Genomic DNA, 24,084 nt, shown 5'->3' on the forward strand with positions numbered 1-24,084 from the left:
AAAACCGGGCCCGACCCGGTTTTTTTATGCCTGTACACGCTATAATCTGGGAAGAGGGAATTCGGAAACTTGCAGCAGGGCAGGGAGGAAGCCGGCTTAACACCACCTTGCGGAGCATCCTGAACAGCCGATGTCGACGATCGAGTCTCTGGCGGAACGCCTCGGAAACTACCTGGATGACCAGAAGGTCAACCAGGTACGGAGGGCCTATTTCTATGCGGAACAGGCCCATGAGGGGCAGTATCGCCGCAGTGGTGAGCGCTACATCAGCCACCCGCTGGCGGTGGCCAACATCCTCGCCCAGCTCAACCTCGATCACCAGAGCCTGATGGCGGCCATGCTGCATGACGTGATCGAGGATACCGGCATTCCCAAGGATGCCCTGATCGAGCAGTTCGGGGCACCAGTGGCCGAACTGGTGGATGGCGTCAGCAAGCTCACCCAGATCGAATTCCGCTCCCGCGCCGAGGCTCAGGCCGAGAATTTCCAGAAGATGACCTTGGCCATGGCACGCGATATCCGCGTGATCCTGGTCAAGCTGGCGGACCGGCTGCACAACATGCGCACCCTGGGGCCGCTCAACCCCGAGAAACGCCGCCGGATCGCCACCGAAACCCTCGACATCTATGCGCCCATCGCCCACCGCCTGGGTATGCACAGCCTGTGCGTGGAGCTGGAGGATCTGGGCTTTGCCGCCATGTACCCGATGCGCTCACAGTACATCGCCAAGGCGGTGCGCAAGCTGCGGGGCGACCATCACGAGATCATCAACGAGATCCGCGCCGGACTCGAGGACAAGCTGCGTGAGCGCGAACTGCCCGGGCGTATCCTGGGGCGCGAGAAACACCTGAACTCCATCTACAACAAGATGAAGTTCAAGCACAAATCCTTTGGCGAGATCATGGACGTCTACGCCTTCCGGATCATCACCGACTCTGTGGACGACTGCTACCGCATCCTGGGCGCGGTACACAGCCTCTACAAGCCACTGCCGGGGCGCTTCAAGGACTACATCGCGATGCCCAAGGCCAACGGCTACCAGTCCCTGCACACTACCCTGTTCGGCAAACACGTGAATATCGAGATCCAGATCCGCACCGAGGAGATGGAAAGCGTGGCCAACCACGGCATCGCGGCGCACTGGATGTACAAGCACGATTCCGAGGTGGGCGAGGTCAACCAGAGGCGGGTCGACCGCTGGCTGGAAGGGCTGATGGAGATGCGTGAGCGGGCGGACGACTCGCTGGAGTTCATCGAGCACGTGAAGGTGGATCTGTTCCCGGACGAGATCTACGTGTTCACGCCCAAGGGCCGGATCATGGAGCTGCCGCGCGGGGCCACGCCCGTGGATTTCGCCTATGCCATCCATACGGACATCGGCAACGCCTGCGTCGCCTGTCGTGTGGACCGTCAGCTGGCGTCACTCAGTCAGCCGCTGCATAGCGGCCAGACGGTGGAGGTGATCACCGCGCCCGGCGCCCGGCCGAGCCCGGTCTGGCTCAACTACGTGGTGACCGGCAAGGCGCGTTCGAGCATCCGCCACGCCCTCAAGACCCAGCAGCGGCGCGAGTCCGTGGAGCTTGGCAGGCAGCTGCTCAGCCGCTCTCTGAACAGCCTCGGGTCACGCCTGGATGAGCTCGGTGACGCGCGCGTCCAGCGGGTTCTGGAGCACAACCAGGTGGATAGCTTCGACCGGTTGCTGGCGGACATCGGGCTGGGCAACCGCATGGCCTACATCGTCGCCCGGCAGCTGGCACCGGATACCGGACAGGACAGCGACGCCGCGCCGGCGCTGGAGGATACCCGCGCCGGGCAGACCATGACCATTGCCGGCAGCGAGGGCTCGGTCATCCAGTTCGCGGACTGCTGCCAGCCCATTCCGGGGGACCCCATCGTGGGCCGCATGAGTTCCGGCAGCGGCATGGTGATCCACTCCGAGCGCTGCGAGAGCGTGCGCCATCTGGACGCGGACTCACCCCAGCTGATCTATCTGAGCTGGGCCAAGGACATCACCGATGACTTCTCGGTTGAGCTGCGTGTGGAGACGGCGCGGAAGCGGGGGCTGATTGCCGAGCTGGCCAATACCGTGGCCCTGGCGGAAGCCAACCTCGAGGGGATCAACGTGGACGAGTACGACGCCCGCCACAGTGTCGTCGTCATGACCCTGCATGTGCGCGGACGTACCCAGCTGGCACGGATCATGCGGCGCATCCGCAACCTGCGCACGGTCAAATCCGTTACCCGGGTACGCCGTTGACAGCGCCGCGCCAGCGGGCGAGCATCGTGTTTTTCCGCTACAGACGACAGGAACGCCGCAACCCATGACGAACAAGTCCATTATCCAGACGGATACCGCCCCCGAAGCCATTGGCCCCTATTCCCAGGCTGTGAAGGCGGGGGATACGGTCTATCTCTCCGGCCAGATCCCGCTGGATCCGCGGACCATGGACCTGGTGCCCGGCGGCTTTGAGGAACAGGTCAAGCGGGTCTTCGAGAACCTGAAGGCCGTCTGTGAGGCCTCCGGGGGCAACATCCAGGATCTGGTCAAGCTCAATATCTACCTCACCGACATGGGCAACTTCGCCATCGTCAACGAGATCATGACCACCGTCTTCACCGAGCCCTATCCCGCGCGCGCCGCCATTGGCGTGGCGGCACTGCCCAAGGGCGCGCAGGTGGAGATGGATGCCATCATGGTGCTGAAGTAGGGTCAGACCCGGCTGAGGCAGTCCTTGACCCTGGGGCCGTCACCGCCGAAGTGGCGGGCCCAGGCCATGAAGAGTTCCCCGCACGCCAGGGCATCCTCCAACGCATTGTGCGCATTGGTTTCCGGCAGGCCGTAACGCTCGCGGCACCGGTTCAGGCGCAGGACATTCCCCGGCATTGTCTGCTCGCGCTGGAACAGGCGTTTTTTCTCCAGCACCAGTGTGTCCGCCGTGGGCTGGAACCAGTCCATGCCGAACTGTTCCCGGTAGGCGGCGCGCAGAAACCCTGTGTCCAGAGGTGCATGGTGCATGACCGGGAGGCGGTCGGTCATCGCCCTTGCCAGCATGCGTAATGCGGAGGGCAGATCCACGCCTTCGCTGCGGTCCGTGTCCCGGATGTGATGGATGGTGGCGCTGTCGCCCACCAGGTTGCGGCTGTCGATCAGCAGGTGCCGGGCCGTGTCCAGCCGGATCCGGCCGCGGTCCACCGCCACCCAGCCGAAGCTGATGATGTAGCCGGTCTTCGGGTCGAGGCCGGTGGTTTCCAGGTCGATGGCCAGCCAGTCCACCTCATCCCAGAGGGCGTTGGTGTCCGGCCAGGGGCTTGCCAGGAGGCGCTGCAGCGTCGGGTCCGGGAAGGGGTGGCGGGCATAGCGGCGCCGTGCCCGCTCCCGGCGGGCGCGGGTCAGCCACATCAGCGCATCCCCTGGCGGTAGGCCAGGCGCACCGACTTCTGGGCGCTGTCCACCAGCTGGAAGGCGTCACGCAGCTGTTCGCGGGCCAGTTTGGGCAGGTTGCGTGGGTTGCAGTAGTTGCTCAGCTCCTCGCCCTCACGGATCTGGTCCGCCTGTACCTGGAGCCGCACCTGCATCAGAAAGCGCAGGGCGTCCTGCAGGTTGCGTGCGTCATACCGGGTCATGTGCTTGCCGCGGGCCAGCTCGTCCAACCGTTCCAGCGTGTTGATGCGGTCAACCCCGGATGCCAGGGCGTGCAGCCGCACAATTTCGATGATCGGCAGCAGACCACGCTTCTTCAGGTTCAGGGTATCCTTGTGATCACCGTTGCGCTCCACCACGAAGCGCCGGAAGATGCCGATGGGCGGGCTGCCTTCCAGCACGTTCTCCGCCAGGGCGGCCTGGAAGATGGAGTTGGCCCGGACCCGTTCCAGCATGTGGGACTGGACCCGGCTGGTAAGAGAGGCGTCGCCGTGGACGGTGCGGAGATCGAAGGCGATGCTGATCTCCATCACATGGTGTGGGCTGAAACTGGTGACCCAGTTGTCCACGGCCTCGTACCAGCCCGTGAGCCGGCGCCGCCAGAAGGGATTGGTGGCCATGACGTTGCCATTGCAGTAGACATAGCCGCACTCATTGAGCCAGTCGCTGACCCTGGTGGCCAGCTTCTCGAACCAGGCCACGTCCTCGTCGGTGGCCTCGTCCGCGATCACCAGGCCGTTATCCTGGTCGGCGTTGAGCAGCTGCTCCGCCCGCGCCTGGGAGCCGAAGCACAGCCAGGCGAAGGGCACCGGGGCCGGGCCCAGTTCGTCCAGGGCCATTTCGATCAGCCGGTTGGTTACGGTATCGCTGATGGCGGTGAGGATGTGGCTGACCTGATCCGCCGGTACCCCGGCATCCGTCCAGCGCAGCAGGAACTGGGGAATGTCGCGAAGCACCGTCTGCATGGTGGCGACCGATTCCTGGCGTGACAGGCGCTGGACGATGTAGACCGGGTCGTCCTGGCGGGCTGTGATCAGGTCCGAGGTGGTGAGGATGCCTACAGGCCTGCGGTCCTCAAGCACCGGAAGGTGGTGCATGCGGTGGCGGGTCATCAGCAGGGTGGCGTCAAACAGGGTCGCCTTACGCTCGAGGCTCACCGGGTCCGCCGTCATGATTTCGGAAACCGGGGTGTCCGGCGAACGGCGCGCCGCCAGTACCCGGCTGCGGAGGTCGCGGTCGGTGACGATGCCGCTCAGCTTGCCGTCGTTGAGCACCAGTGCCGAGGAAACCCGGCGGCTGGACATCATCTCCGCCAGCTCGCAGACGGGCGTCTCCTCGCTGGTGGTGACCAGATCGGTGGCCATCAGGCTGGTTACCGGCGTGAGCATGCCATCCGGTGACACCATGCTGCGGGTGGCCCGGAACAGGCGCCGGCTGCGCTGGCCATGGAAGAAACGGTCGAAGTCCCGGAAGCGCCCGCGCAGGTCCTGGTAGGCTTTCTGCGGCAGGAAGTAGATCAGGCTGTCCTCGATCAGGACCGCCCGCACACCGGGTTCCTGCTGGAGAAGCCCGCTCAGGGCGAAGCTCTCGCCCTCGGCCAGACGGTCGAGCAGCTCGCCGTCCTGGCTGCGGATCTCGACGGCACCACTTCGCAGAATACGCAGTCCCTGATCCCGGGTGTTCTCGTTGAACACATGCCCGTTGCGGAAATAGCCGATCTCCATCTCATGGACAATGCGCTCAACCTCTCCTTCGGGCAGGGCGTTGAAGGGCAGTGTCTGGCGGATGAAATCCGCGATGGAGGCCAGCTCTGGCGGCAGGGACTGGGTTTCGGTCATTTCCGGAAGTCCTCCCCGAAACTGGTTTCGTAATCGATGAAGACGGTCTTGGCCTCGCCGTAGTAGCTGGTGCCGTCCGCCCGGGCCAGGACGCGCATGCGGGCCTTGGTGCTCGCTTCTCCCGGAATCACGCCTTCCCAGCGGGTGCGTCTGTCGTTGGCCGGCTCCAGAGCGGTCTGTTCCGTTTTCTCCGCGCCGGGGTTTACCCAGCCCATGCTCATCGCGTCCAGCGGATGGGCGGATTCCAGTCGCACCGCCAGCTGGTTCTCGCCGTCGGCCCGGTCCACCTGGATATCCAGCTTAAAGTTGCCGTTGGTCATGGTGCAGGTGCCGCTCTCATAGCGGCAGTTCGAGTCACCGATCAGCTCGTAACCGAGCCCCTCCTTTGCCGGCTCCTTGCGTTCGCCCAGGGCGGTGTCCGCGGCGTACCAGGCCAGAATGGCCAGTGCCGGAGCAACCAGAAGCGCGACAATGAAATGGAAATTGCGGAACATGCAGGGCCTCTGATTCGGGAAAGGGAATTGCCGGGAGAGCACTCTGTTACAGAAGGGTGCTCTCGCGGCAGCTCCATCTAGGGTAGCTGAAAACGGACAGTGCTGCCGAAGCAGCACTGTCCGGGGATTGAACCCTCAGGGCTCAGTGCCCGCCTGAGGCGAGCGAGGAGCCCACCGGTACCCGCACGTCGTCCACGATGTGCTGGATGTTCTCCGGAGGTTCGGGAGTCATCTTGCACACGACCATGGCGACGATGAAGTTGACGATGGCACCAACCGCACCGAAGGCGTTGGGCGAGATACCGAAGAACCAGTTCGGATCCAGGTCTCCCAGGAAGGAAGTGCTGGCGACGAACATGATGCCCTTGTGCTGGAACACGTAGAGCAGGTTCACGGTCAGGCCCGCCAGCATGCCGGCGATGGCGCCTTCCTTGTTCATCTTCTTGTAGAAGATGCCGAACATCAGCGCCGGGAACAGACTGGCCGCTGCAAGCCCGAAGGCCAGTGCCACTGTCCCCGCGGCGAAGCCGGGTGGATTGAAGCCCAGGTAGCCGGCTACGGCAATGGACGCTGCCATTGAGATCCGTCCCGCCATCAGCTCGCTCTTCTCGGAAATGTCCGGCTTGAACACCCCTTTCAGCAGGTCGTGGGAGACCGCCGAGGAGATGGCCAGCAACAGACCCGCTGCTGTGGACAGGGCGGCGGCGAGACCACCAGCGGCCACAATCGCGATTACCCAGTCGGGCAGCATGGCGATCTCGGGGTTGGCCAGAACGATGATGTCACGGTTGAGCTCGGTGACCTCGTTCTCTTCCGGGTTGGAGCTGTAGTTGATGGTGCCGCTGTTGTCCTTGTCCGTGAACTCGATGAGTCCGGTCTGCTCCCAGTTCTTCACCCACTGCGGCCGTTCTTCATAGACCATCTCGGTGGCCTCGGTGGTGCCGAAGGTTTCCATCAGGTTCAGACGGGCCATGGCGCCAACGGTCGGAGCAGTGGTGTAGAGAATGGCGATGAACACCAGAGCCCAGCCCGCGGAGGAGCGCGCCGCCTTGACCGTCGGAACGGTGAAGAAGCGGATGATGACGTGCGGCAGACCCGCGGTACCGATCATCAGCGAGAGGGTGTAGAAGAACATGTTGATGCGGTTGTGCTCATCCACTGCCACGTACTCGGCAAAGCCAAGCTCGTTCAGGACCTGGTCCAGACGGTCCAGCACGTAGGTGCCGTGCTCGGTCAGGGTGGAACCAAGGCCGATCTGCGGCAGCGCCCAGCCGGTCATCTGCAGTGAGATGAAGACCGCCGGAACGGTATACGCTGTGATCATCACGCAGTACTGGGCGATCTGGGTATAGGTGATCCCCTTCATACCGCCCATGACCGCGTAGAAGAACACGATCAGCATGCCGATCGACAGGCCCATCTCATAGCTCACTTCCAGGAAGCGGGAGAAGGCAACGCCGGTACCGGTCATTTGGCCGATGACGTAGGTCAGTGACGCCAGGATCAGGCAGATAACGCCGATAACACGCGCGGTGTTGGAGTAGTAGCGATCCCCCAGGAACTCGGGCACCGTGAACTTGCCGAACTTGCGCAGGTACGGCGCCAGCAGCATGGCAAGCAGTACGAAGCCACCGGTCCAGCCCATGAGGAAGACCGAGCCGCCATAGCCGAGAAAGGCAATGAGGCCGGCCATGGAGATGAAGCTCGCCGCGGACATCCAGTCGGCTGCCGTGGCCATGCCGTTGGCAACCGGATGAACACCCTTGGAGGCGACGTAGAATTCGCGGGTCGAGCCCGCCTTACAGTAAATGGCAATGCCGAGATAGAGCGCGAAGGTGGCGCCCACGACAATATAGATCAGTGTCTGCTGGTCCATGGTAAGCCCCTTTTACTTCGCGTCTTCGGTTTCCTGGACGCCGTATTTCCGGTCCAGCCGGTCCATGAGTTTCGCGTACACGAAGATCAGCACCACGAAGGTGACGATCGAGCCCTGCTGTGCGAACCAGAAACCGAGCGGATAGCCGCCGATGTGGATGGCGTTCAGTGCCTCCGCGAAGATGATGCCGCAGCCGAAGGACACGAAGGCCCAGACGGCGAGCAACCACCCGATGATGCGCAGGTTGTCGCGCCAGTACTGCTTCTTGAGTGTTTCATTCTGGAATGCCATCAGCATTTCCCCCCATTATTGTTGTCAACGCGTTCACGGTGGGATCACCGCTACGGCACAGCTTTGACCCGCTGACCGCCAGTCTCCATACGACTTTGGTCTAAGCTGTCGTCCCGGTTTGTTAACTCCTTGTCACGCAAGGGTTCATGGCGCTTAGACCATGGTCTAATACCCAGTGCTTCCGCCCTTGTCGACACTGGGAGGTACAAAGCCTTTCCCACTAAGGCACCGAACTGACAAACAGAACAGGATTGAGGAGGCAGTGATGAGTGACGAAGCGGTTTACCCGGTCACGGACCACTTCCGGAACAAGGCGCTGATCGACAAAGAGACCTACGAGTCCATGTATCAGCGTTCCATCCAGGATCCGGAGTCCTTCTGGGCGGAACAGGCCAAGCGCCTGGACTGGATGAAACCCTTCTCGCGCGTCAAGGATGTCTCCTTCGCCAGCAATGACGTGCACATCCGCTGGTTCGAGGACGGCACACTCAACGCGGCCGCCAACTGCATCGACCGTCACCTGGAAGAGCGCAGCGGCCAGCCCGCCATCATCTGGGAGCCGGACGAGGAGAGCGAGGACAACCGCGTCATCACCTACGCCGAGCTGCACGAGGAAGTCTCCCGGCTCGCCAACGGCCTGAAGTCGCTGGGCGTGAAGAAGGGCGACATTGTCACCCTCTACATGCCGATGGTCCCGGAAGCGGCCTATGCCATGCTGGCCTGCGCGCGCATCGGGGCCATCCACAGCGTGGTCTTCGGTGGCTTCTCGCCGGAGGCACTGGCCGGCCGCATTGACGACGGGGGCTCAAAGGTCGTCATCACCGCCGACGAAGCGCGCCGTGGTGGCAAGCGGGTACCGCTGAAGGCGAACGTCGATGAAGCGGTGTCACTGTGCAAGGAATCCAGCGTCGACAACGTCGTGGTGCTCAAGGCGACCGGCGGCAACGTCGATTTCAATGGCAATCGCGACATCTGGTACCGCGACCTGGTGGGCAAGCAGTCCGACCAGTGCGAACCGGAAGAGATGGGCGCCGAGGACACCCTCTTCGTGCTCTACACCTCCGGCTCCACCGGCAAGCCCAAGGGCGTGGTCCACACCACTGGCGGCTACCTGCTGCACACCTCCATTACCCACGAGTACGTGTTCGACTACCGCCCGGGTGAGGTCTACTGGTGCAGTGCGGACGTGGGCTGGATCACCGGTCACTCCTACGTGGTCTACGGCCCGCTCGCCAACGGCGGCACCACCATGATGTTCGAAGGCGTGCCGACCTACCCGGATGTGGGCCGCCTTGGCCGTATCATCGACAAGTACAAGATCGCCACCTTCTACACCGCGCCGACGGCGATCCGTTCACTGATGGCCGAGGGTGATGCCCCCGTGGCCAACGCCGATCTCAGCTCCCTGAAGCTGCTGGGCACCGTGGGCGAGCCCATCAACCCCGAGGCCTGGCGCTGGTTCCACCAGAAGTTCGGCAAGGGGCAGTGCCCGATCGTCGACACCTGGTGGCAGACCGAGACCGGCGGCATCCTGATCTCGCCGCTGCCCGGCGCCATCGACCTCAAGCCCGGCTCGGCCACCAAGCCGTTCTTCGGCGTACAGCCGGCGCTGATGGACCCCGAGGGCAACGAGATGGAAGGCGCCACCTCCGGCGGCCTGGTTCTGAAGGACAGCTGGCCCGGCCAGATGCGCACCATCCTGGGCAACCACCAGCGCTTCGTGGAGACCTACTTCTCCACCTATGAGGGCTGTTACTTCACCGGTGACGGTGCCAAGCGCGACGAAGACGGCTACTACTGGATCACCGGTCGCGTGGACGACGTCCTCAACGTCTCCGGCCACCGCATGGGCACCGCCGAGGTGGAAAGCGCACTGGTCTCCCACGACGCCGTCGCCGAAGCCGCCGTGGTGGGCTGCCCGCACGAGATCAAGGGCCAGGGCATCTACGTCTATGTGACCCTGACCCACGGTCAGTCACCCAGCGACGAACTCGCCAAGGAACTCAAGCAGCACGTGCGCAAGGAGATCGGCCCGATCGCCACGCCGGACGTCATCCAGTGGGCCGACGGCCTGCCCAAGACCCGTTCCGGCAAGATCATGCGCCGCATCCTGCGCAAGATCGCCGCGGACGAGTTCGACTCCCTTGGCGACACCTCCACGCTGGCGGACCCGAACGTGGTCGATGACCTCATCGAAGGTCACCGCGTCGCAGCTGGTTCCAGCCAGTAAACCACGCTGTAGGAGCGAGCTTGCTCGCGATTGTTCATGGATCGCGAGCAAGCTCGCTCCTACAGAGTCCACGGCTTATTGCGCAGCCGCTGAACACAGACTATCTTCAACGGGGCACCGGCCTGGAGTCGCTGCCCCGTTTCCGTATGAAACCAGTGCCTATGACACCTGAATCATGACCACCCTGATCGTCGCCGACGACCACCCGCTGTTCCGCTCCGCCCTGAAGGACGTGATCCGTCAGGAAGAGCCTGATGCCACCCTCGAAGAGGCATCGGACTTCGGGGACCTGCAGTCGGTGATAACGCGGATCGGGGAGCCCTCACTGGTGCTCCTCGACCTCCACATGCCGGGCGCCCATGGTTTCAGCGCACTGCTTTTCCTCACCGCCCACTACCCGGACATCCCGGTGCTGATGATCTCCGCCAACGAGCGCGACGACATCATCCGCCGTGCTGCCGACCACGGCGCCGCTGGCTTCATCTCCAAGAGTGCCAGCATGGAAGCCATCGGCCAGGCCATCCGGAACGTGGCACGCGGTGACTTCTGCTTCCCGGACGGTGTTGACCTTGCCGTACCCGGCGTCAGCGAGGAGGAATCCGGCGTTGCGGATGCGCTTTCCGAGCTCACCCCGCAACAGTTCCGCGTTGCCACCATGATCAGCCAGGGGCTGCTCAACAAACAGATCGCCTACGAACTCAACGTCACGGAAGCCACGGTCAAGGCCCACGTCACCGAGATATTCCGCAAACTCGGCGTCCACTCCCGCACCCAGGCCGCCCTCAAGCTGGGCCAGCTGGACCTCGCCGACGTCTCCCAGGAAGAGTCCTGACCGATCCGGTTGTCGGATTGGTCAATTCCCACCCGTTAATCTTTGGTATCCTTCCCGGCGTCCACTAAAGAGTACGACCTGAGGCGGTGGGGTGTGCTCTGAGGGAAACTCAGTGGTCATGGATTCGTTCGCGCAGCGTCCAGAAAGGAGTTGGTTCGAGGGGGGCGGGGAATGCTCGGAGGGAAACTCGGTCGCCAGGGATGGCGACCGGTAGCCTACATGGAAGTACTTGTGGCGGTTCCCGGAGAGCATTCCCCGCCCCCGATGCAATAAGTTCCCAGTCTACAGGTACCCGGAGCCACTAATGTCAGCACTCATGAATGACCCCATGGCCAGCTTTTACCGGATCACCCGCAATGCCCGCCAGCGCTTCCTCAACCCGGAAACCCTGGTGCAGGCCGAACAGACCCCCTACGAGGTCATCCACAGCGACGACCTCGTGAACGTCCGCTACTACCCACCGCTGCGTGAAAACCACATTCCGGTCGGCGACGACGACACCCCCATGCCCGTCCAGCGCGATACCCACAAGGTCCCGCTGGTCCTGGTCGCCCCGCTCGCGGTCAACATGTCCATCTACGACCTGTTCCCCAACCGCAGCCTCGTCAAATACCTGCGCGCCAGCGGCTTTGAGCTCTACCTGATCGACTGGGGCACCCCCGGCTGGGACCACAACCACTTCGACATCGCCACCTACTTCGCGGACTACCTCCCCGAACTGCTGGACGAAGTCCGGAAACACAGTGGCGCCAGCGACGTCTCCCTCTACGGCTGGAGCTTCGGTGCCCTGTTCAGTTACTGCGCCGCAGCGCTGGACGAAGACAGACGCATCCGCAACCTGGTCCTGATCGGCAGCCCCTGCGACTACCACGCCAACGGCAGCATCGGTAAGCAGTACCAGCTGATCTCAAAGTCCCTGAGCTTCCTCGAGAACACCCTCGGATTCCGGGTCCACCAGACCAGGCGCCGCTTCTGGCGTTCCCCGGGCTGGGCCAACGCCACCGCCTTCAAGCTCACCTCGCCGATCAGCAGCCTGCGCAACTACCTGGACCTGGTGCGCAACCTGCATTCGGAAGAGTACGTGACCCGGAACGCCACCCAGGGGGCCTTCCTCAACGACATGGTGGCCTACCCCGGCGGCGTCATTCAGGACACTGTGCAGTACCTGTGGGTGGACAACTGCACGGCGCACGGGGATCTGCCCATGCACGACCCGGAGCACACCCTGAAGGACGTTACGTCGGACATCATGCTGGTGTACGGCGACAACGACCCGCTCGTCACCCCCGAATGCAGTCGTGCGCTCGTGGATCAGGTCTCAAGCCGCGAGATCGAGCAGGCTCTGGTACCGGGTGGGCACATGGGCATCCTTGCGGGCAGCGCTGCGCCCACGCACATCTGGCCAAAGGTGGTTGACTGGCTGGCGAAGCGCTCCGACTGACCCGCAGCGCCAGCACCTGTAGGAGCGAGCTTGCTCGCGATAATGTTAGTGCCCTGAAACGCCCGCAGGCTCAGTGTCCGGGCCGGCGGCGCAGCAGGCGACGCAGCGTCAGCCGCAGTGATGCCGCATCCACCGGTTTGGCCAGGAAGCGGTAGCCCGCCTCGCGCACCGCGTTGCGGATGGGATCGCTGTCGTCGGCACTGATGATCAGAACCGGTACCTTCTCTTCCCAGTTGAGCGTCAGCGCCTGCGCCACCTCCACGCCGGTCTCCTGGTCCAGGTGATAATCGGCAATCACCAGATCCGGCGCCTCGGCCGGCCGTTTCTGCATGGCCTCACCCAGGGACTTGGCGGTGGTGACCCGGCAGCCGAACTGGGTCAGAAGGGCCTGCAGACCGGCGAGCAGGTGCGGCTCGTTATCAATGCAGATGACCTGAAGGCCGGTCAGCTGTGGATCCTCGGTCTGGGGCTGATCCCGGCGGGTCTGCTCCGGCGTGCCGCGCGGTGCGGTCAGTGCGAACATCGAGCCCTGCCCCTGGATGGATCGGCAGTCGATGGGATGCTCCAGCAGGCGGGCGATGCGCATGGCGATCGGCAGGCCCAGACCCAGCCCCTGGACCTCGCGTGTGGCGTCGGTATGGAGGCGCTCAAACTCATCAAAGATGCGCTGCTGGTCCGATTCGGCGATGCCCGGACCGGTATCCCAGACCTGGATGCTGACCGACTGCGCGCTCTGGCGACAGCCCAGGACCACACGCCCTTCGCGGGTGTAGTTGATGGCGTTGCTCAGGAAGTTCTGGATCACACGCCGCAGCAGGTGGGGGTCGGTACGGATCCAGAGCGAACAGGGCACATAGTCGAGCCGTATTCCCTTGCGCTCGGCGGTCATGCGGAACTCGTTGATGAGCTCCTCCAGGATGGCGCCCAGCTCCACATTGCGTACTTCCGGTTCCAGGCGCCCGGAATCCAGCCGGGAGATCTCGCGCAGGTGGCTGATCAGGGTCTCGGCGGAGGCCAGCGCCGAATCAATGTGGCGCAGCTCCGGGGCCGCCTCATTGCCCTGCTGGCGCAGCAGGGTGGAAGACAGCAGGCGAGCCGCGTTGATCGGCTGCAGCAGGTCGTGGCTGGCACCGGCCAGGAAGCGGCTCTTACTGGCATGCACCTGGTGCAGCTCACGCTCGATCCGCGCCCTCAGCTCATTCTCGTTCTGGAGGGATTCGTTGGCGGCGGACAGTTCCCGTGTCCGTTCGGCCACCCGTTGCTCCAGGGTATCCCGGGCGTCCTCGAGTTCCGTCATCACGCGGTGGTATTCGGAGACATCGTTGTACGCGGTCACATAGCCGCCGGAGGGGATGGGCTTGCCCCGGATCTCGATGACGCTGCCATCCGGCATATGGCGCTCCAGCCGGTAGGGGCGGCCTGAGCGCAGCATCTCCAGGCGCCGCTCCACGGCGGCATTGATGTTGTTGTCGCGCACATCCGACAGCAGGCCACGGGCGGCGTTGTACTCATAGATCCGTGCGATGGGGCAGCCCACATAGAGAAGCCGTGGCGGGTAGTTGAACAGGTTCTCGTACTGGCTGTTCCAGGCCACCAGTTCCAGGTTGCGGTCCACCACGCTGATCCCCTGGGGGACGTTTTCCAGTGTGGTCTGAAGAAGGTGGCGCGAGAACTGGAGCTGCTCCGAGGTGCCGCCCATCAGATCCACGATGTCCTCCATCTGCAGGGGCGTCTGGCGCTCCAGCAGCCGGATGGCACGGTGCGCGGAAGCCGCCCCGATGACGGACCCCAGCTTGGACTCCGTCACCCGCACGGTGTAACGCGTGGCCTTGTCGAAGGGCAGCAGGCGCTGCTCCTGGCTCTGCTCCAGTTCCGCCCAGAGCCGGTCGGACTCCTCCTGGCCAAGGACGGGGCGGATCAGGCCGTGCAGCTGGTGCAGGGTGATCTCGGTGGCAGACAGGTCCTCGTCACTGAGACCGTGGCCGGGCATGGGGTCGATGAAGGCCAGGGCCTGGCGTTCATCCAGGGCTGTGGCCCTGGAAACCCGGGAGACCAGGGTCATGACCAGGATATTGAGGCCCAGGCTCCAGACCACGCCATGGGTCAGGGGATCGAGGAAGTTCCCGAGACCCAGGAGGTTCTGCGGTTGCAGCCACCCCAGCCCCAGAGGCCCCTGGGTCAGCCAGCCATTGTCCGACTGGATGAGGACCGGCAGCAGCAGGGTATAGAGCCAGGTCAGCGTGCCCGTGAGCAGGCCGAGCAGGACACCGTTACGGTGGGCGCCGCGCCAGTAGAGCCCCGCCACCAGTGCCGGCATGAGCTGGGCGCAGGAGGTGAAGGCCAGCAGGCCCATGTAGGACAGCCCCTCGGTGAAGCGGGCCGCCTGCTCCAGTATCCACCCCAGCAGCAGGATGCCCAGGATCGAGGCCTGGCGCACCTGGCGCAGCACCGCCCCCAGATCACTGCGTGGGCGGTCCAGGCGCTCCCGTATGCGCAGATACACCGGCATGAAGAGCTCGTTGGAGATCATCAGCGACAGGGCGATGGTGGCCACCAGCACCATGGCGGTGGCGGCCGACATGGCGCCCACAAAGGCCACCGCGGTCAGCCAGGAGTGGCCGGTGATCGCCGGAAGGGCAAGCACATAGCTGTCTCCGGGGATGGCCATGCCGGCCAGGTGATGGCGGGCCGCCTCCACCAGGGGCAGCACCATAATGGCGAACAGTGCCAGATAGAGCGGGAACATCCAGCGTGCGCAGCGGGCCGAGGCCTCGTCATGGTATTCCACCACCAGGACATGGAACTGGCGTGGCAGGCAGACGATGGCGAGGGCGCTCACCAGGAGCTGGGTGTAGAAACCGGCATCACCGAAGGTGGAGAACGAGAATGGCGACGCCTCGCCCAGAGGCCGCATATCGGTCTCACCGGCCAGCAGCCAGATCGCGAAGCCGCCCAGCAGGATAAAGGCCAGCAGCTTGACCGCGGACTCTGCCGCCACCACGGCCAGAAGGCCCCGGTGGCGATTGGCGCCATCGATGATGCGGGTCCCGAAAGTGATCGCGAACCAGGCCAGAAAGAGGGCGGCGAAGAAACTGACGTTGTTGCCCAGGGCGAAGGGCACCTGCCAGTCGGAGATGTTCGCCGAGCTCCAGGCCAGGGCAATGCCGCGCAGCTGCAGGGCGATGTAGGGCAGGGTGCCGATCAGCGCGACCATGGTCACGAGTGCCGCCAGCTTCTGGTCCTTGCCGAAGCGTGATCCGATGAAATCCGCGATGGAGGTCACCCGGTTGCGGCTGCCGGCCAGCAGAAGACGCCGGATGAAGGGCCAGGCGAAGACGAACATCAGGATGGGGCCGAGGTAGATCGGCAGGAAGGTCCAGCCGCTGTCCGCCGCATTGCCCACGGCACCGAGAAAGGTCCAGGAACTGCAGTAGACGCCCAGCGACATCCCGTAGAGCAGGCCCCGCATGCGCTTCGGCCAGCCGCCGGTGCGCTCGGCCAGCCACGCCAGGGCCACAAGGATCAGTGCATACAGGCCGCCGAAAAGGATCAGCTCGTTACTCGCCATGATCTCCCTGGGTCAGAATGGACAGACGGACACTATGGCACAGGATGTCCAGTCATGCTGGCGTAGCCTTCCCGGAAGGTCGGGAACAGGAAGCGGTACCCCGCCTCCCGCAACCGGCTGCTGTCCACACGCTTGGAGCCGACACGGCTGTCGCGCCGGGCATCCGGCCGGACCGGATCACAGCTCATGGTCTCCCGCACCCAGGCAACCACGTCGCCCAGCCGGGCCGGTTCGCAGTCACTGGCCAGGTAGCAGTCCGCGAGGTCGTCGCCGTCCAGCGTCCGGTTGACCAGGTGGCAGAGCGCACCCACCGCGTCGTCTTCGTGGATGCGGTTGGTATAGCCGCTGTCCGGTTCGGGGGCGATGCTGCCATCGCGCATGCGCGAGAGCATGCCGTCCCGGTCGTTGCCGTAGATGCCGGAAAAACGCACTACTGTGCCGGGGATCGGGCTCTCCCCGAGGCGCTGCTCAGCAGCGAGCAGAGCAGAACCATTGTAGCGCGGCGGCTCCGTGGGGCTGGTTTCATCCACCCATTCCCCCTGGTGCTGGCCATAGACCGCGGTGGAGGAGATGAAGAACACCCGTCGTGGTGGCCTGCTTGCGGCTTCCAGAACGGTCATGAGGTTGCTGGTGCCCTGCACAAAGGTCCGGTGGTAGCCCGTCTCGTCGTACTGGTCCGGTGTCAGGCAGATGATGGCGACGTCCACCTCCGGAACCCGCTCGCCCAGGCTGTCCGGGTCCAGCAGATCCCCCTGGATGGGCGTCAGGGGCAGGGGTACACGGCTGGCCTGACGCCTCAGACCGAATACCTGATGATGCTCGGCAAGGGCGGCGCCGATGCGCTGGCCGAGCCGGCCGCAGCCGGCCATGAGGATTCGTGCATCGCGCATTGCGCTGTCTCCGCTCATTTCATATGCTGCAATAGAAAAATTTAATCATCACCGGCCCGGGAGTGGCCATGACCCTTACCGAACTTCGCTACATCGTCACCCTGGCGCGGGAGAAGCACTTCGGCCATGCGGCGGAACGCTGCCACGTCAGCCAGCCTACACTCAGCGTGGCCGTTAGAAAACTCGAGGATGAACTGGGTATTGCGCTTTTCGAGCGCAGCAAGAACAGTATCCAGGTCACCGAGATCGGCCAGCGCATTGTGGAGCAGGCCCAGCGCGTTCTGGACCAGGCCGGTGTGATCCATGATCTGGCCGAGGACGGCAAGAACCAGCTCAGTTCGCCGCTCAAGGTCGGTGCCATCTACACCATCGGCCCCTACCTGTTCCCCCAGCTTATGCCGAGCCTGCGGGAAGAAGCCCCGGAGATGTCCCTTTTCATTGAGGAAGGCTATACCGGGGATCTGCGTCGCAAGCTCCGCCACTCAGAGCTGGATGCCATCATTGTGGCGCTCCCGTTCGAGGAACCCGAGGTGGTCACCTTGCCCCTCTATGATGAACCATTCGTTGTGCTGATGCCTTCGGATCACTCTCTGGCGGAATGCGAGCACATCGACAGCAGCCAGCTTGCGGACCAGCCCCTGCTGCTGCTTGGCCCCGGTCACTGCTTCCGGGATCAGGTGCTGGAGTCCGTCCCGGAGCTGATCGACACCATCAACCAGCGCCGCGAGACCGCCGGCGGGGTGGTGACCGAGGGCAGCTCCCTGGAGACCATCCGCCACATGGTGGCCTCCGGTCTGGGGATTACGGTGCTGCCGCTGTCGGCGGCCACCGCCATGAACTATCAGCCGGAACTGCTGGCCGTGCGGCCCTTTGTGGATCCGGTGCCTTCGCGGACCGTGGCGCTGGCCTGGCGGGTGACCTTCCCGCGACCCAAGGCGATCGATGCACTGGCCCACGCCGTGGCCCAGTGCCGTGACAGCAGTACCACCCAGGCGGCCTGTGGGCTGAGCCTGCGCGCACCCACCCGGGGCTGATTATGGCGGATCCGGCCACAGTGGATGTGACCGTGCTCAAGGGGGTTGGCAGTAAACTGGCCGCCACCCTTGAGCGTCTGGGGATCACCAGCCTTCAGGACCTGTTGTTCCACCTGCCCCTGCGCTACGAGGATCGCACCCGTGTTCTGCCCATGGGCCAGCTTCGGGTGGGGGATTCCGGGGTGGTGGAAGGTGAGGTGGTGAGTGCGGACGTGGTGCAGGGGCGGCGCCGCAGCCTCCAGGTGACCCTCCGTGACCGCAGCGGTTTCGTGGCCCTGCGCTTTTTCCATTTCAGTGCCGCCCAGCAGCGCCAGTTCGCCCCGGGCACCCGCGTGCGCTGCTTTGGCGAGATCCGCCCCGGACGGGCCGGGCTCGAGATCTACCATCCCGAATACCAGACCAACCCGGGGCCGTTGCCCACCGGCGACGAGGCCACGCTCACCCCGGTCTACCCGCTCACCGAGGGCATCCAGCAGCCCCGGCTGCGGCGCCTGTGCGAGCAGGCGGTGGCCATGCTGGAACGCCACCCGGTGCGCGAATGGTTGCCGGAATCCGTGCTCGGCGAGTACCAGCTACCGGAGATCAACCAGGCCCTGCGGATGCTGCACCAGCCACCGGCGAGTGCGGACCTGGCCGCCCTGATGGAGCAGCGCCATCCGGCCCGTGACCGGCTGGTGATGGAGGAACTGCTGGCCCATCATCTGAGCCTCCTGAAACTCCGCGCCCAGGTTCAGTCCTGGCAGGCTTTGGCGCTCAACACCGATGATGGCCGCCTGGTTTCCGGGTTCCTCGATGCCCTGCCATTCGAGCTCACCGGCGCGCAGCGGCGCGTGACCGAGGAAGTCAGCCACGACCTGGCCCAGCCGGTGCCCATGCTGCGCCTGGTCCAGGGCGATGTGGGCTCGGGCAAGACGGTGGTGGCCGCCGTGGCCGCGCTGCAGGCCATCGAAGCCGGCGCCCAGGTGGCGTTGATGGCGCCCACCGAAATCCTGGCTGAACAGCATTACCTGAGCTTCCGTGAGTGGCTGGCGCCCCTGGGCATTGAGCCGGGCTGGCTCTCGGGTAAGAGCCGCTCAAAACAGAAACAGGCTGTCCTGGCGCAGCTGGCCAGTGGCGAGTGCCCGCTGGTGATCGGCACCCACGCGCTCTTCCAGGAGGAGGTGGTGTTCAACCGGCTGGCGCTGGCGATCATCGACGAACAGCACCGCTTCGGCGTCCACCAGCGCCTGGCCCTGCGGGAGAAGGGCGCCAATGCGGAGACGGTGCCCCACCAGCTGATCATGACCGCCACCCCCATCCCCCGCACGCTGGCCATGAGCGCCTATGCGGATCTGGACACGTCCGTGATCGATGAACTGCCGCCGGGTCGCCAGCCCATCGAGACCATCGCCCTGCCGGACTCGCGCCGGGGCGATGTGGTGGAGCGGGTACGCACGGCCTGCGCCGAGGGCCGCCAGGCGTACTGGGTCTGCACCCTGATCGAGGAATCCGAGGCCCTGCAGTGCCAGGCTGCCGAAGACACCGCGCAGCAGCTCCAGGCGGAGCTGTCGGAGCTGACCGTGGGGCTGGTGCACGGGCGCATGAAGGCGGCGGAGAAAGCGGAGGTGATGGAGGCCTTCAAGGAAGGGCGGATCGACCTTCTGGTGGCCACCACCGTGATCGAGGTGGGCGTGGATGTGCCCGAGGCCACGCTCATCATCATCGAGAACCCGGAGCGTCTGGGCCTGGCCCAGCTCCACCAGCTGCGTGGCCGGGTCGGGCGTGGCGAGCGGGCCAGCTACTGCGTGCTGCTGTACCACCCACCGCTGTCGGACACCGCCAAGGCCCGTCTGAAGGCGCTGCGCGAGACCCAGGACGGCTTTGCCATCGCCCAGCGCGACCTGGAAATCCGCGGTCCGGGCGAGGTTCTGGGCACCCGTCAGACCGGGCTGATGGGGTTCCGTCTCGCGGACTGGGAGCAGGACGCCGGCTGGCTCGAGGAAGTGCACCGGATCGGACCCCGGTTGCTGCCGGAACCGGAACGGGTGGCCGCACTGATCGATCGATGGCTGGGGGAGCGTATCCGGTACGGGGATGTCTGAGGTATCCTTCCGGAACGGATACAGAAAGCAGTAATCCCGGCCCCTGAAAAACGCTTGATATGGACAGGACGTACCGATGACCACACCGCGACACCTGGAGGCCTTCCTCCGCACCGACGAGGGCGGGCTTACGCCGGAAAGCCTTAACAGCAGGGAGCCTGCTGCCGAACCACGCATCCGGACAGCGGTGCTGGCTGATGCTCTGGGCCGGGTCCAGGCCTTTTTCCGCGACGACAGCCTGCTCGACATCGACCACCTGAACCAGGCGCTGGCGCGGGAGCTGCGGGGGCTGCCCCTGCGCGAAATGGGGCGCCTGCGCCAGAAGTACCAGGTTCGCCAGATTCCGCCCCTGCCGGCAATGACCCATTTTGAGACGGCCGTGGACAACCGGATCGCTGAACTCGAGCAGGCACGCTTCTACAGCGGTCAGGGGGAAGAGGATCTGGCGCTGGCCATGGATGACTACAGGCGACTGCTCGGTGGCGCGCGCTGGCTGGCCATCTCCCGCCCGCTAACGGACATCGCGGTCAACCATCTGTCACCGGAACAGGACGAGGTCCAGCTGCGCGAGGCGCTGCACAGCTTCACCGGCCTGCGCATCAAGCAGCGCCTGGACGACACCCTTGAGATCCCGCCGCTGCCGGAGACGGCCCAGCGCATCCTGCACCTGCGCATGAAGCCCAACGCCGAGATCGGGGATCTGGCGGATATTGTGGAGAACGACCCAAGCCTCGCGGCCCAGGTGGTGAGTTGGGCCTCGTCTTCATTCTATGCGTCGCATACGCCGGTGAATTCCATCTACGATGCCATCCAGAGAGTGCTCGGGTTTGATCTGGTGATGAACCTGGCCATGGGCCTGTCCCTGGGGCGTACACTCAAACAGCCCACGGATCAGCCCGAGGGGTTCATCGGCTACTGGACCCAGGCCATCTGGATAGCCCAGGCGGTGAGCGTGATCATCAGCTGCATGCCCAGGCGCGAGCGGCCCACTTTCGGTCTGACCTATCTGTCGGGGCTGCTGCACAACTTCGGCTACCTGGTCCTGGCCCATGTCTTTCCACCGCATTTCTCGCTGATCTGTCGTTACACCGAAGTGAACGCCCATGTGCCCCATGAACTGGTGGAGCATCATCTGATTGGCATTACGCGTGAGCAGATCGGCGGTGTGCTGATGGATCTGTGGAACATGCCGGAAGAGGTGGTCACTGCAATCCGCCACCAGAAGAACCCGGATTACGCGGGTGAGCATTCAGCCTACGCCAACGCACTCTACCTGGCGCGGGCGCTGCTGGTGGAGCGCGGGGTGCGTCTGGGGCCGGAGCTCCCGGTTCCGGAGGCCCTCTATGAACGCCTCAATGTGGCGCCCGGCCGGGTGGCCGAGGAAATGGACATCCTGGTGGAGAACAGTGATTCAGTCGCCAGTATGGCGGGTATGCTGAGCTGAACGGCGCGCCTGTTTGTCCGCATACATGGCCTCGTCGGCACGCGCCAGCACCACGTCCGCATCCGCCACGTCTCCGGCCCGCCAGGTCACGACGCCGACGCTGGGGCCGTTGTACTCGATAGTGGTGCTCTCCAGTTCGTAGGTGCCACGGGTGCCCGTGCGCAGCCGCTCACTGATCACGCTGCGTTCGTGCGCGGGGTCGCCGCCCGCGCCCGGCTTGCCAACGAACACGAACTCGTCACCCCCGTAGCGCGCCACCATGTCGCCCATGCGGGAAAGGTTGCGCAGCTGCACCGCGAACTGGCGCAGGAATTCATCACCGACCTCGTGGCCATGGGTGTCATTGATCCGCTTGAAACCGTCCAGGTCGATGAAGGCAACGTGAACGGCACCGTCAACGCGCTGCGCCTGTGCGAGCAGCCGTTCGAGTTCCTGGATCAGATAGCGCCGGTTGGGCAGGCCCGTGAGGGTGTCGTGCAGGGCGTTATGCTTGAGTTCGAGATTGGCCGCTTCCAGGCGGGCGTGGTCCAGGAGCCGATTCGCCAGCAGTGACAGCGCATTGGCAACGCTGTTCAGAAGCTGGCGCTCATCCGGTGAACGGTTCAGGTCGTGGGCGGAGAGGATCAGGATAGCAGCTTCGGCTTTCTCGTCCGACGTGATCACCAGAAGGGCGGCATCGCCATCCTCGGGAAGCGCCTCACGGCGGCGCTGCTCGCGGACCCATTGCATGTCCTCCGGAGGGAATATCAGGTGTTCGTGGTCACTGTGCAGCATGCCCTCGAGGTGCTCGGGATTGGCCTCCATCAGGGCATCCGCCAGCCGGGTCGCTTCCGGGTCCTTCTCGCCCAGGGTCCGGGCGTGGCCGTCATCCCTCAGGTACAGCGGAATCACTCTCTCCCACAGGTGCGAGTGTTCGAGTCTGGCCGCTACTGCGGCCACGGCGTCATGAAGCCGGGAGGCGGACAGGCAGAGCCGGCTTACCTCCGAGATCAGCCCCATGCGCTGTATCTGCTGTTCCGCCTCCAGTGCCTGGCGGCGGACGCTGTGGGCGTGTTCCTCGCGCGTGATCTGGTGCGCGATGAGGTCCGCGCAGAGTCTCAACGTGGCAAGGCTGGTGTCCGCGATCTCCACGCTCCGGGAGCTGGCGCCGCAGAGGGTGCCCAGAAGCCCGTCATCCAGCCGGCGCACGGGCACGGTTACGTAGGTCTGGATGCCCAGGCGCCGGGCTGCCAGGGAGTCGCCCCAGGTATTGGGTACATCCTGGGTGAGCAGGCGGTTTTCGGTCAGGGCGCGCCGGCACAGGGTGTCCTGCCAGGGGACGCGAAGGCCCTCCTTGAGCGTGAGTGCACCCGTATTACGGGCGTAGATGATCTCCTGGGAGTCATCCTCGGGCCGGTACATGGTCAGGTAGACCGAGTCCAGCCCGGTTGCCTGCTGGATCAGATCCAGCATGGGCCGGACGAGCCCCTCGAGCGAGACCGCCGAGGCAACAGAGTGCGCAAGCTGGGAAAGGGCGGTTTCCATCAGTGTCCCATTCCGGGAAGTGTGCTTTCTGCAAGCATAGGTCAGTTAGGGCGGGGTGTCATGGATGCAGTGTTGAACGGCCCGGGTCAACGGTGCGTGGCTCACCGGCGGAGGCGCTGACACTGCCGTCGAAGCGGTAGTAGCGGATCGCCAGCGCGGCTTCATGGATGGCCTCGGCGTGCTCCGCCTCAAGTGCGAACCGCTCCTGGTCCAGGCGCTGTATGAGCTTGGGGTCGGCCTGTTTGCGTGCCTCGTGGGTGGGCATGTGTTCCGTCTTCTCGTAGATGGTCTGGAAGACGTCGTAGGGGCGGTGGTTCAGCAGCTCCGGTTCCACATGGTCCAGGAGGCCCTTGATGCGGATGCAGCCCTCGGAGGGCTCAACCTGTTCCTGTTCGAGCGTCATGGCGAGGATGCGGATGCTCTCGATCATGCTCTCGCGGCGCTCGGCCTGCAGTGCCCGTGTGCGCTCAATCGCGCGCTGGTGCTGGCGCAGGCGACGCCCCTTACGGAGGATGTACAGGCTCAGGCCGGCTATGGCGATGAGGCCGGCAATGATGAGCATCCATTGCATATTCTGGGGCATGATGACTCCTGGTGATCAGTGGCTGTTATGGCCGGCTGTGCCGTCCGGGGCCCGGATGTCCAGCTGGGCCTCACGGGTTTCGCCGTTGCGGAATTCGAGGGTCAGCGACCTTGTGTCGCCTTCGGTCAGTGGCTCATCCAGCCCCTTGATCATGAGATGGAGGCCCATGGGCGCGAGTTCAACCGCCGCGCCCGGCTCCAGTGTCAGCCCCTCGGGCAGGGCCTGCATCCGCATCTGGCCGTCCACCTCCCGGGATTCGTGGATCTCGACGCTGTCCGCCCAGTCCGCTGTTCCGCCGGTCAGGGTGCGGGCCTGTTTGCCGTCGTTGTGCAGTGTCATGTAACCGGCGCCCCGGTCGATCCCGGGCGGGGTGGCGCGGGCCCAGGGGGTCTCGATGCGGATCTCCGCGGAGGCGGCGCTGGCGCCCGCCGCCAGCATCAATACCAGAAACGCGAGCATACCGTTACTGTAGGAGCGAGCCTCGCTCGCGATACTTTCGGACCGACTATGCCAGGGGTATCCGTTGTGATCGCGAGC

General features: G+C 64.5%; 18 protein-coding genes. 8 read left to right on the plus strand and 10 right to left on the minus strand.

Annotation, left to right across the window (positions count from 1 at the left end; all coding sequences use genetic code 11):
• Positions 1 to 130 precede the first annotated feature (130 nt).
• Together GLW01_RS00255 and GLW01_RS00260 are read left to right on the plus strand one after the other, a co-directional pair.
• Entirely contained in the window at positions 131 to 2,257 is a 2,127-nt protein-coding gene (locus GLW01_RS00255) for a RelA/SpoT family protein (RefSeq protein WP_160897701.1), read from the plus strand.
• A 64-nt stretch (positions 2,258 to 2,321) separates the two neighbouring features.
• Complete coding sequence (locus tag GLW01_RS00260; RefSeq protein WP_095616497.1) at positions 2,322 to 2,708, plus strand: RidA family protein; 387 nt, start codon at positions 2,322 to 2,324, stop codon at positions 2,706 to 2,708.
• A 2-nt stretch (positions 2,709 to 2,710) separates the two neighbouring features.
• Here the strand turns inward: GLW01_RS00260 and GLW01_RS00265 are convergent, their stop codons facing one another.
• The 5 genes from GLW01_RS00265 to GLW01_RS00285 form a co-directional block, all read right to left on the minus strand.
• Entirely contained in the window at positions 2,711 to 3,400 is a 690-nt protein-coding gene (locus tag GLW01_RS00265) for an exonuclease domain-containing protein (protein WP_095616498.1), read from the minus strand.
• The gene (locus GLW01_RS00270) at positions 3,400 to 5,259 is read right to left on the minus strand and encodes a putative nucleotidyltransferase substrate binding domain-containing protein (RefSeq protein ID WP_151441201.1); all 1,860 of its coding nucleotides are present in this window, start codon (positions 5,257 to 5,259) and stop codon (positions 3,400 to 3,402) included. The genes GLW01_RS00265 and GLW01_RS00270 overlap by 1 nt, the downstream gene beginning before the upstream one ends.
• A complete protein-coding gene (locus GLW01_RS00275; RefSeq protein ID WP_160897702.1) occupies positions 5,256 to 5,753 on the minus strand; it encodes a hypothetical protein in 498 nt (165 codons plus the stop codon). The genes GLW01_RS00270 and GLW01_RS00275 overlap by 4 nt, the downstream gene beginning before the upstream one ends.
• Before the next feature lie 142 nt (positions 5,754 to 5,895).
• The gene (locus tag GLW01_RS00280; RefSeq protein WP_160897703.1) at positions 5,896 to 7,629 is read right to left on the minus strand and encodes a VC_2705 family sodium/solute symporter; all 1,734 of its coding nucleotides are present in this window, start codon (positions 7,627 to 7,629) and stop codon (positions 5,896 to 5,898) included.
• 12 nt (positions 7,630 to 7,641) lie between these two features.
• Positions 7,642 to 7,920 carry a DUF4212 domain-containing protein gene (locus tag GLW01_RS00285; RefSeq protein WP_160897704.1) on the minus strand — a complete coding sequence of 93 codons (279 nt, stop codon included), beginning with the start codon at positions 7,918 to 7,920 and terminating at the stop codon, positions 7,642 to 7,644.
• Positions 7,921 to 8,185: 265 nt separating this feature from the next.
• Between GLW01_RS00285 and acs the strand changes: the two genes are divergently transcribed.
• The 3 genes from acs (at position 8,186) to GLW01_RS00300 (ending at position 12,423) form a co-directional block, all read left to right on the plus strand.
• Entirely contained in the window at positions 8,186 to 10,150 is a 1,965-nt protein-coding gene (gene acs, locus GLW01_RS00290) for an acetate--CoA ligase (RefSeq protein WP_160897705.1), read from the plus strand.
• A 175-nt stretch (positions 10,151 to 10,325) separates the two neighbouring features.
• Complete coding sequence (locus tag GLW01_RS00295; RefSeq protein WP_095616503.1) at positions 10,326 to 10,982, plus strand: response regulator; 657 nt, start codon at positions 10,326 to 10,328, stop codon at positions 10,980 to 10,982.
• Between the two features lie 304 nt (positions 10,983 to 11,286).
• Entirely contained in the window at positions 11,287 to 12,423 is a 1,137-nt protein-coding gene (locus GLW01_RS00300; protein WP_160897706.1) for an alpha/beta fold hydrolase, read from the plus strand.
• A gap of 70 nt (positions 12,424 to 12,493) precedes the next feature.
• Here the strand turns inward: GLW01_RS00300 and GLW01_RS00305 are convergent, their stop codons facing one another.
• Both GLW01_RS00305 and GLW01_RS00310 read right to left on the minus strand, forming a co-directional pair.
• Positions 12,494 to 15,991, minus strand: coding sequence for a hybrid sensor histidine kinase/response regulator (locus GLW01_RS00305; RefSeq protein ID WP_160897707.1), 3,498 nt, complete (start codon positions 15,989 to 15,991; stop codon positions 12,494 to 12,496).
• A gap of 32 nt (positions 15,992 to 16,023) precedes the next feature.
• Positions 16,024 to 16,881 carry an SDR family oxidoreductase gene (locus GLW01_RS00310; protein WP_160897708.1) on the minus strand — a complete coding sequence of 286 codons (858 nt, stop codon included), beginning with the start codon at positions 16,879 to 16,881 and terminating at the stop codon, positions 16,024 to 16,026.
• Between the two features lie 68 nt (positions 16,882 to 16,949).
• Here GLW01_RS00310 and GLW01_RS00315 point away from each other — a divergent pair, with 68 nt between their 5' ends.
• The 3 genes from GLW01_RS00315 to GLW01_RS00325 all read left to right on the plus strand — a co-directional run bounded on the left by GLW01_RS00315 (position 16,950) and on the right by GLW01_RS00325 (position 21,440).
• On the plus strand, positions 16,950 to 17,915 hold the full coding sequence (locus GLW01_RS00315) for a hydrogen peroxide-inducible genes activator (protein WP_151441209.1): 966 nt from the start codon (positions 16,950 to 16,952) through the stop codon (positions 17,913 to 17,915).
• A gap of 2 nt (positions 17,916 to 17,917) precedes the next feature.
• Positions 17,918 to 19,996 (plus strand): ATP-dependent DNA helicase RecG, encoded by a 2,079-nt coding sequence (gene recG, locus GLW01_RS00320; protein ID WP_160897709.1) that lies wholly within the window; start codon positions 17,918 to 17,920, stop codon positions 19,994 to 19,996.
• A 76-nt stretch (positions 19,997 to 20,072) separates the two neighbouring features.
• Entirely contained in the window at positions 20,073 to 21,440 is a 1,368-nt protein-coding gene (locus tag GLW01_RS00325; protein WP_160897710.1) for an HDOD domain-containing protein, read from the plus strand.
• Here the strand turns inward: GLW01_RS00325 and GLW01_RS00330 are convergent.
• Genes GLW01_RS00330 through GLW01_RS00340 form a run of 3 tightly spaced genes read right to left on the minus strand, consistent with a single transcriptional unit; the run spans position 21,408 to position 24,006 of the window.
• Complete coding sequence (locus GLW01_RS00330) at positions 21,408 to 22,964, minus strand: sensor domain-containing diguanylate cyclase (protein ID WP_160897711.1); 1,557 nt, start codon at positions 22,962 to 22,964, stop codon at positions 21,408 to 21,410. The genes GLW01_RS00325 and GLW01_RS00330 overlap by 33 nt on opposite strands.
• A gap of 58 nt (positions 22,965 to 23,022) precedes the next feature.
• Positions 23,023 to 23,547: a DUF2489 domain-containing protein gene (locus GLW01_RS00335; RefSeq protein WP_151441213.1), complete on the minus strand. Its 525-nt coding sequence runs from the start codon at positions 23,545 to 23,547 to the stop codon at positions 23,023 to 23,025.
• A gap of 15 nt (positions 23,548 to 23,562) precedes the next feature.
• Entirely contained in the window at positions 23,563 to 24,006 is a 444-nt protein-coding gene (locus GLW01_RS00340; protein ID WP_160897712.1) for a copper chaperone PCu(A)C, read from the minus strand.
• Between the last annotated feature and the right edge of the window lie 78 nt (positions 24,007 to 24,084).

Source organism: Vreelandella halophila, from assembly GCF_009856365.1.
Taxonomy (GTDB): domain Bacteria; phylum Pseudomonadota; class Gammaproteobacteria; order Pseudomonadales; family Oleiphilaceae; genus Halospina; species Halospina utahensis_B.

Bases quoted from the DNA above. Each gene is read 5' to 3' on its own strand.
- GLW01_RS00315 (WP_151441209.1), top strand. From the start codon at position 16,950: ATGACCCTTACCGAACTTCGCTACATCGTCACCCTGGCGCGGGAGAAG.
- GLW01_RS00260 (WP_095616497.1), top strand. From the start codon at position 2,322: ATGACGAACAAGTCCATTATCCAGACGGATACCGCCCCCGAAGCCATT.
- GLW01_RS00330 (WP_160897711.1), bottom strand. From the start codon at position 22,964: ATGGAAACCGCCCTTTCCCAGCTTGCGCACTCTGTTGCCTCGGCGGTC.
- GLW01_RS00295 (WP_095616503.1), top strand. From the start codon at position 10,326: ATGACCACCCTGATCGTCGCCGACGACCACCCGCTGTTCCGCTCCGCC.
- GLW01_RS00305 (WP_160897707.1), bottom strand. From the start codon at position 15,991: ATGGCGAGTAACGAGCTGATCCTTTTCGGCGGCCTGTATGCACTGATC.
- GLW01_RS00280 (WP_160897703.1), bottom strand. From the start codon at position 7,629: ATGGACCAGCAGACACTGATCTATATTGTCGTGGGCGCCACCTTCGCG.
- GLW01_RS00335 (WP_151441213.1), bottom strand. From the start codon at position 23,547: ATGCCCCAGAATATGCAATGGATGCTCATCATTGCCGGCCTCATCGCC.
- recG (WP_160897709.1), top strand. From the start codon at position 17,918: ATGGCGGATCCGGCCACAGTGGATGTGACCGTGCTCAAGGGGGTTGGC.
- GLW01_RS00310 (WP_160897708.1), bottom strand. From the start codon at position 16,881: ATGCGCGATGCACGAATCCTCATGGCCGGCTGCGGCCGGCTCGGCCAG.
- GLW01_RS00270 (WP_151441201.1), bottom strand. From the start codon at position 5,259: ATGACCGAAACCCAGTCCCTGCCGCCAGAGCTGGCCTCCATCGCGGAT.
- GLW01_RS00340 (WP_160897712.1), bottom strand. From the start codon at position 24,006: ATGCTCGCGTTTCTGGTATTGATGCTGGCGGCGGGCGCCAGCGCCGCC.
- GLW01_RS00275 (WP_160897702.1), bottom strand. From the start codon at position 5,753: ATGTTCCGCAATTTCCATTTCATTGTCGCGCTTCTGGTTGCTCCGGCA.
- GLW01_RS00300 (WP_160897706.1), top strand. From the start codon at position 11,287: ATGTCAGCACTCATGAATGACCCCATGGCCAGCTTTTACCGGATCACC.
- GLW01_RS00255 (WP_160897701.1), top strand. From the start codon at position 131: ATGTCGACGATCGAGTCTCTGGCGGAACGCCTCGGAAACTACCTGGAT.
- GLW01_RS00325 (WP_160897710.1), top strand. From the start codon at position 20,073: ATGACCACACCGCGACACCTGGAGGCCTTCCTCCGCACCGACGAGGGC.
- acs (WP_160897705.1), top strand. From the start codon at position 8,186: ATGAGTGACGAAGCGGTTTACCCGGTCACGGACCACTTCCGGAACAAG.
- GLW01_RS00285 (WP_160897704.1), bottom strand. From the start codon at position 7,920: ATGGCATTCCAGAATGAAACACTCAAGAAGCAGTACTGGCGCGACAAC.
- GLW01_RS00265 (WP_095616498.1), bottom strand. From the start codon at position 3,400: ATGTGGCTGACCCGCGCCCGCCGGGAGCGGGCACGGCGCCGCTATGCC.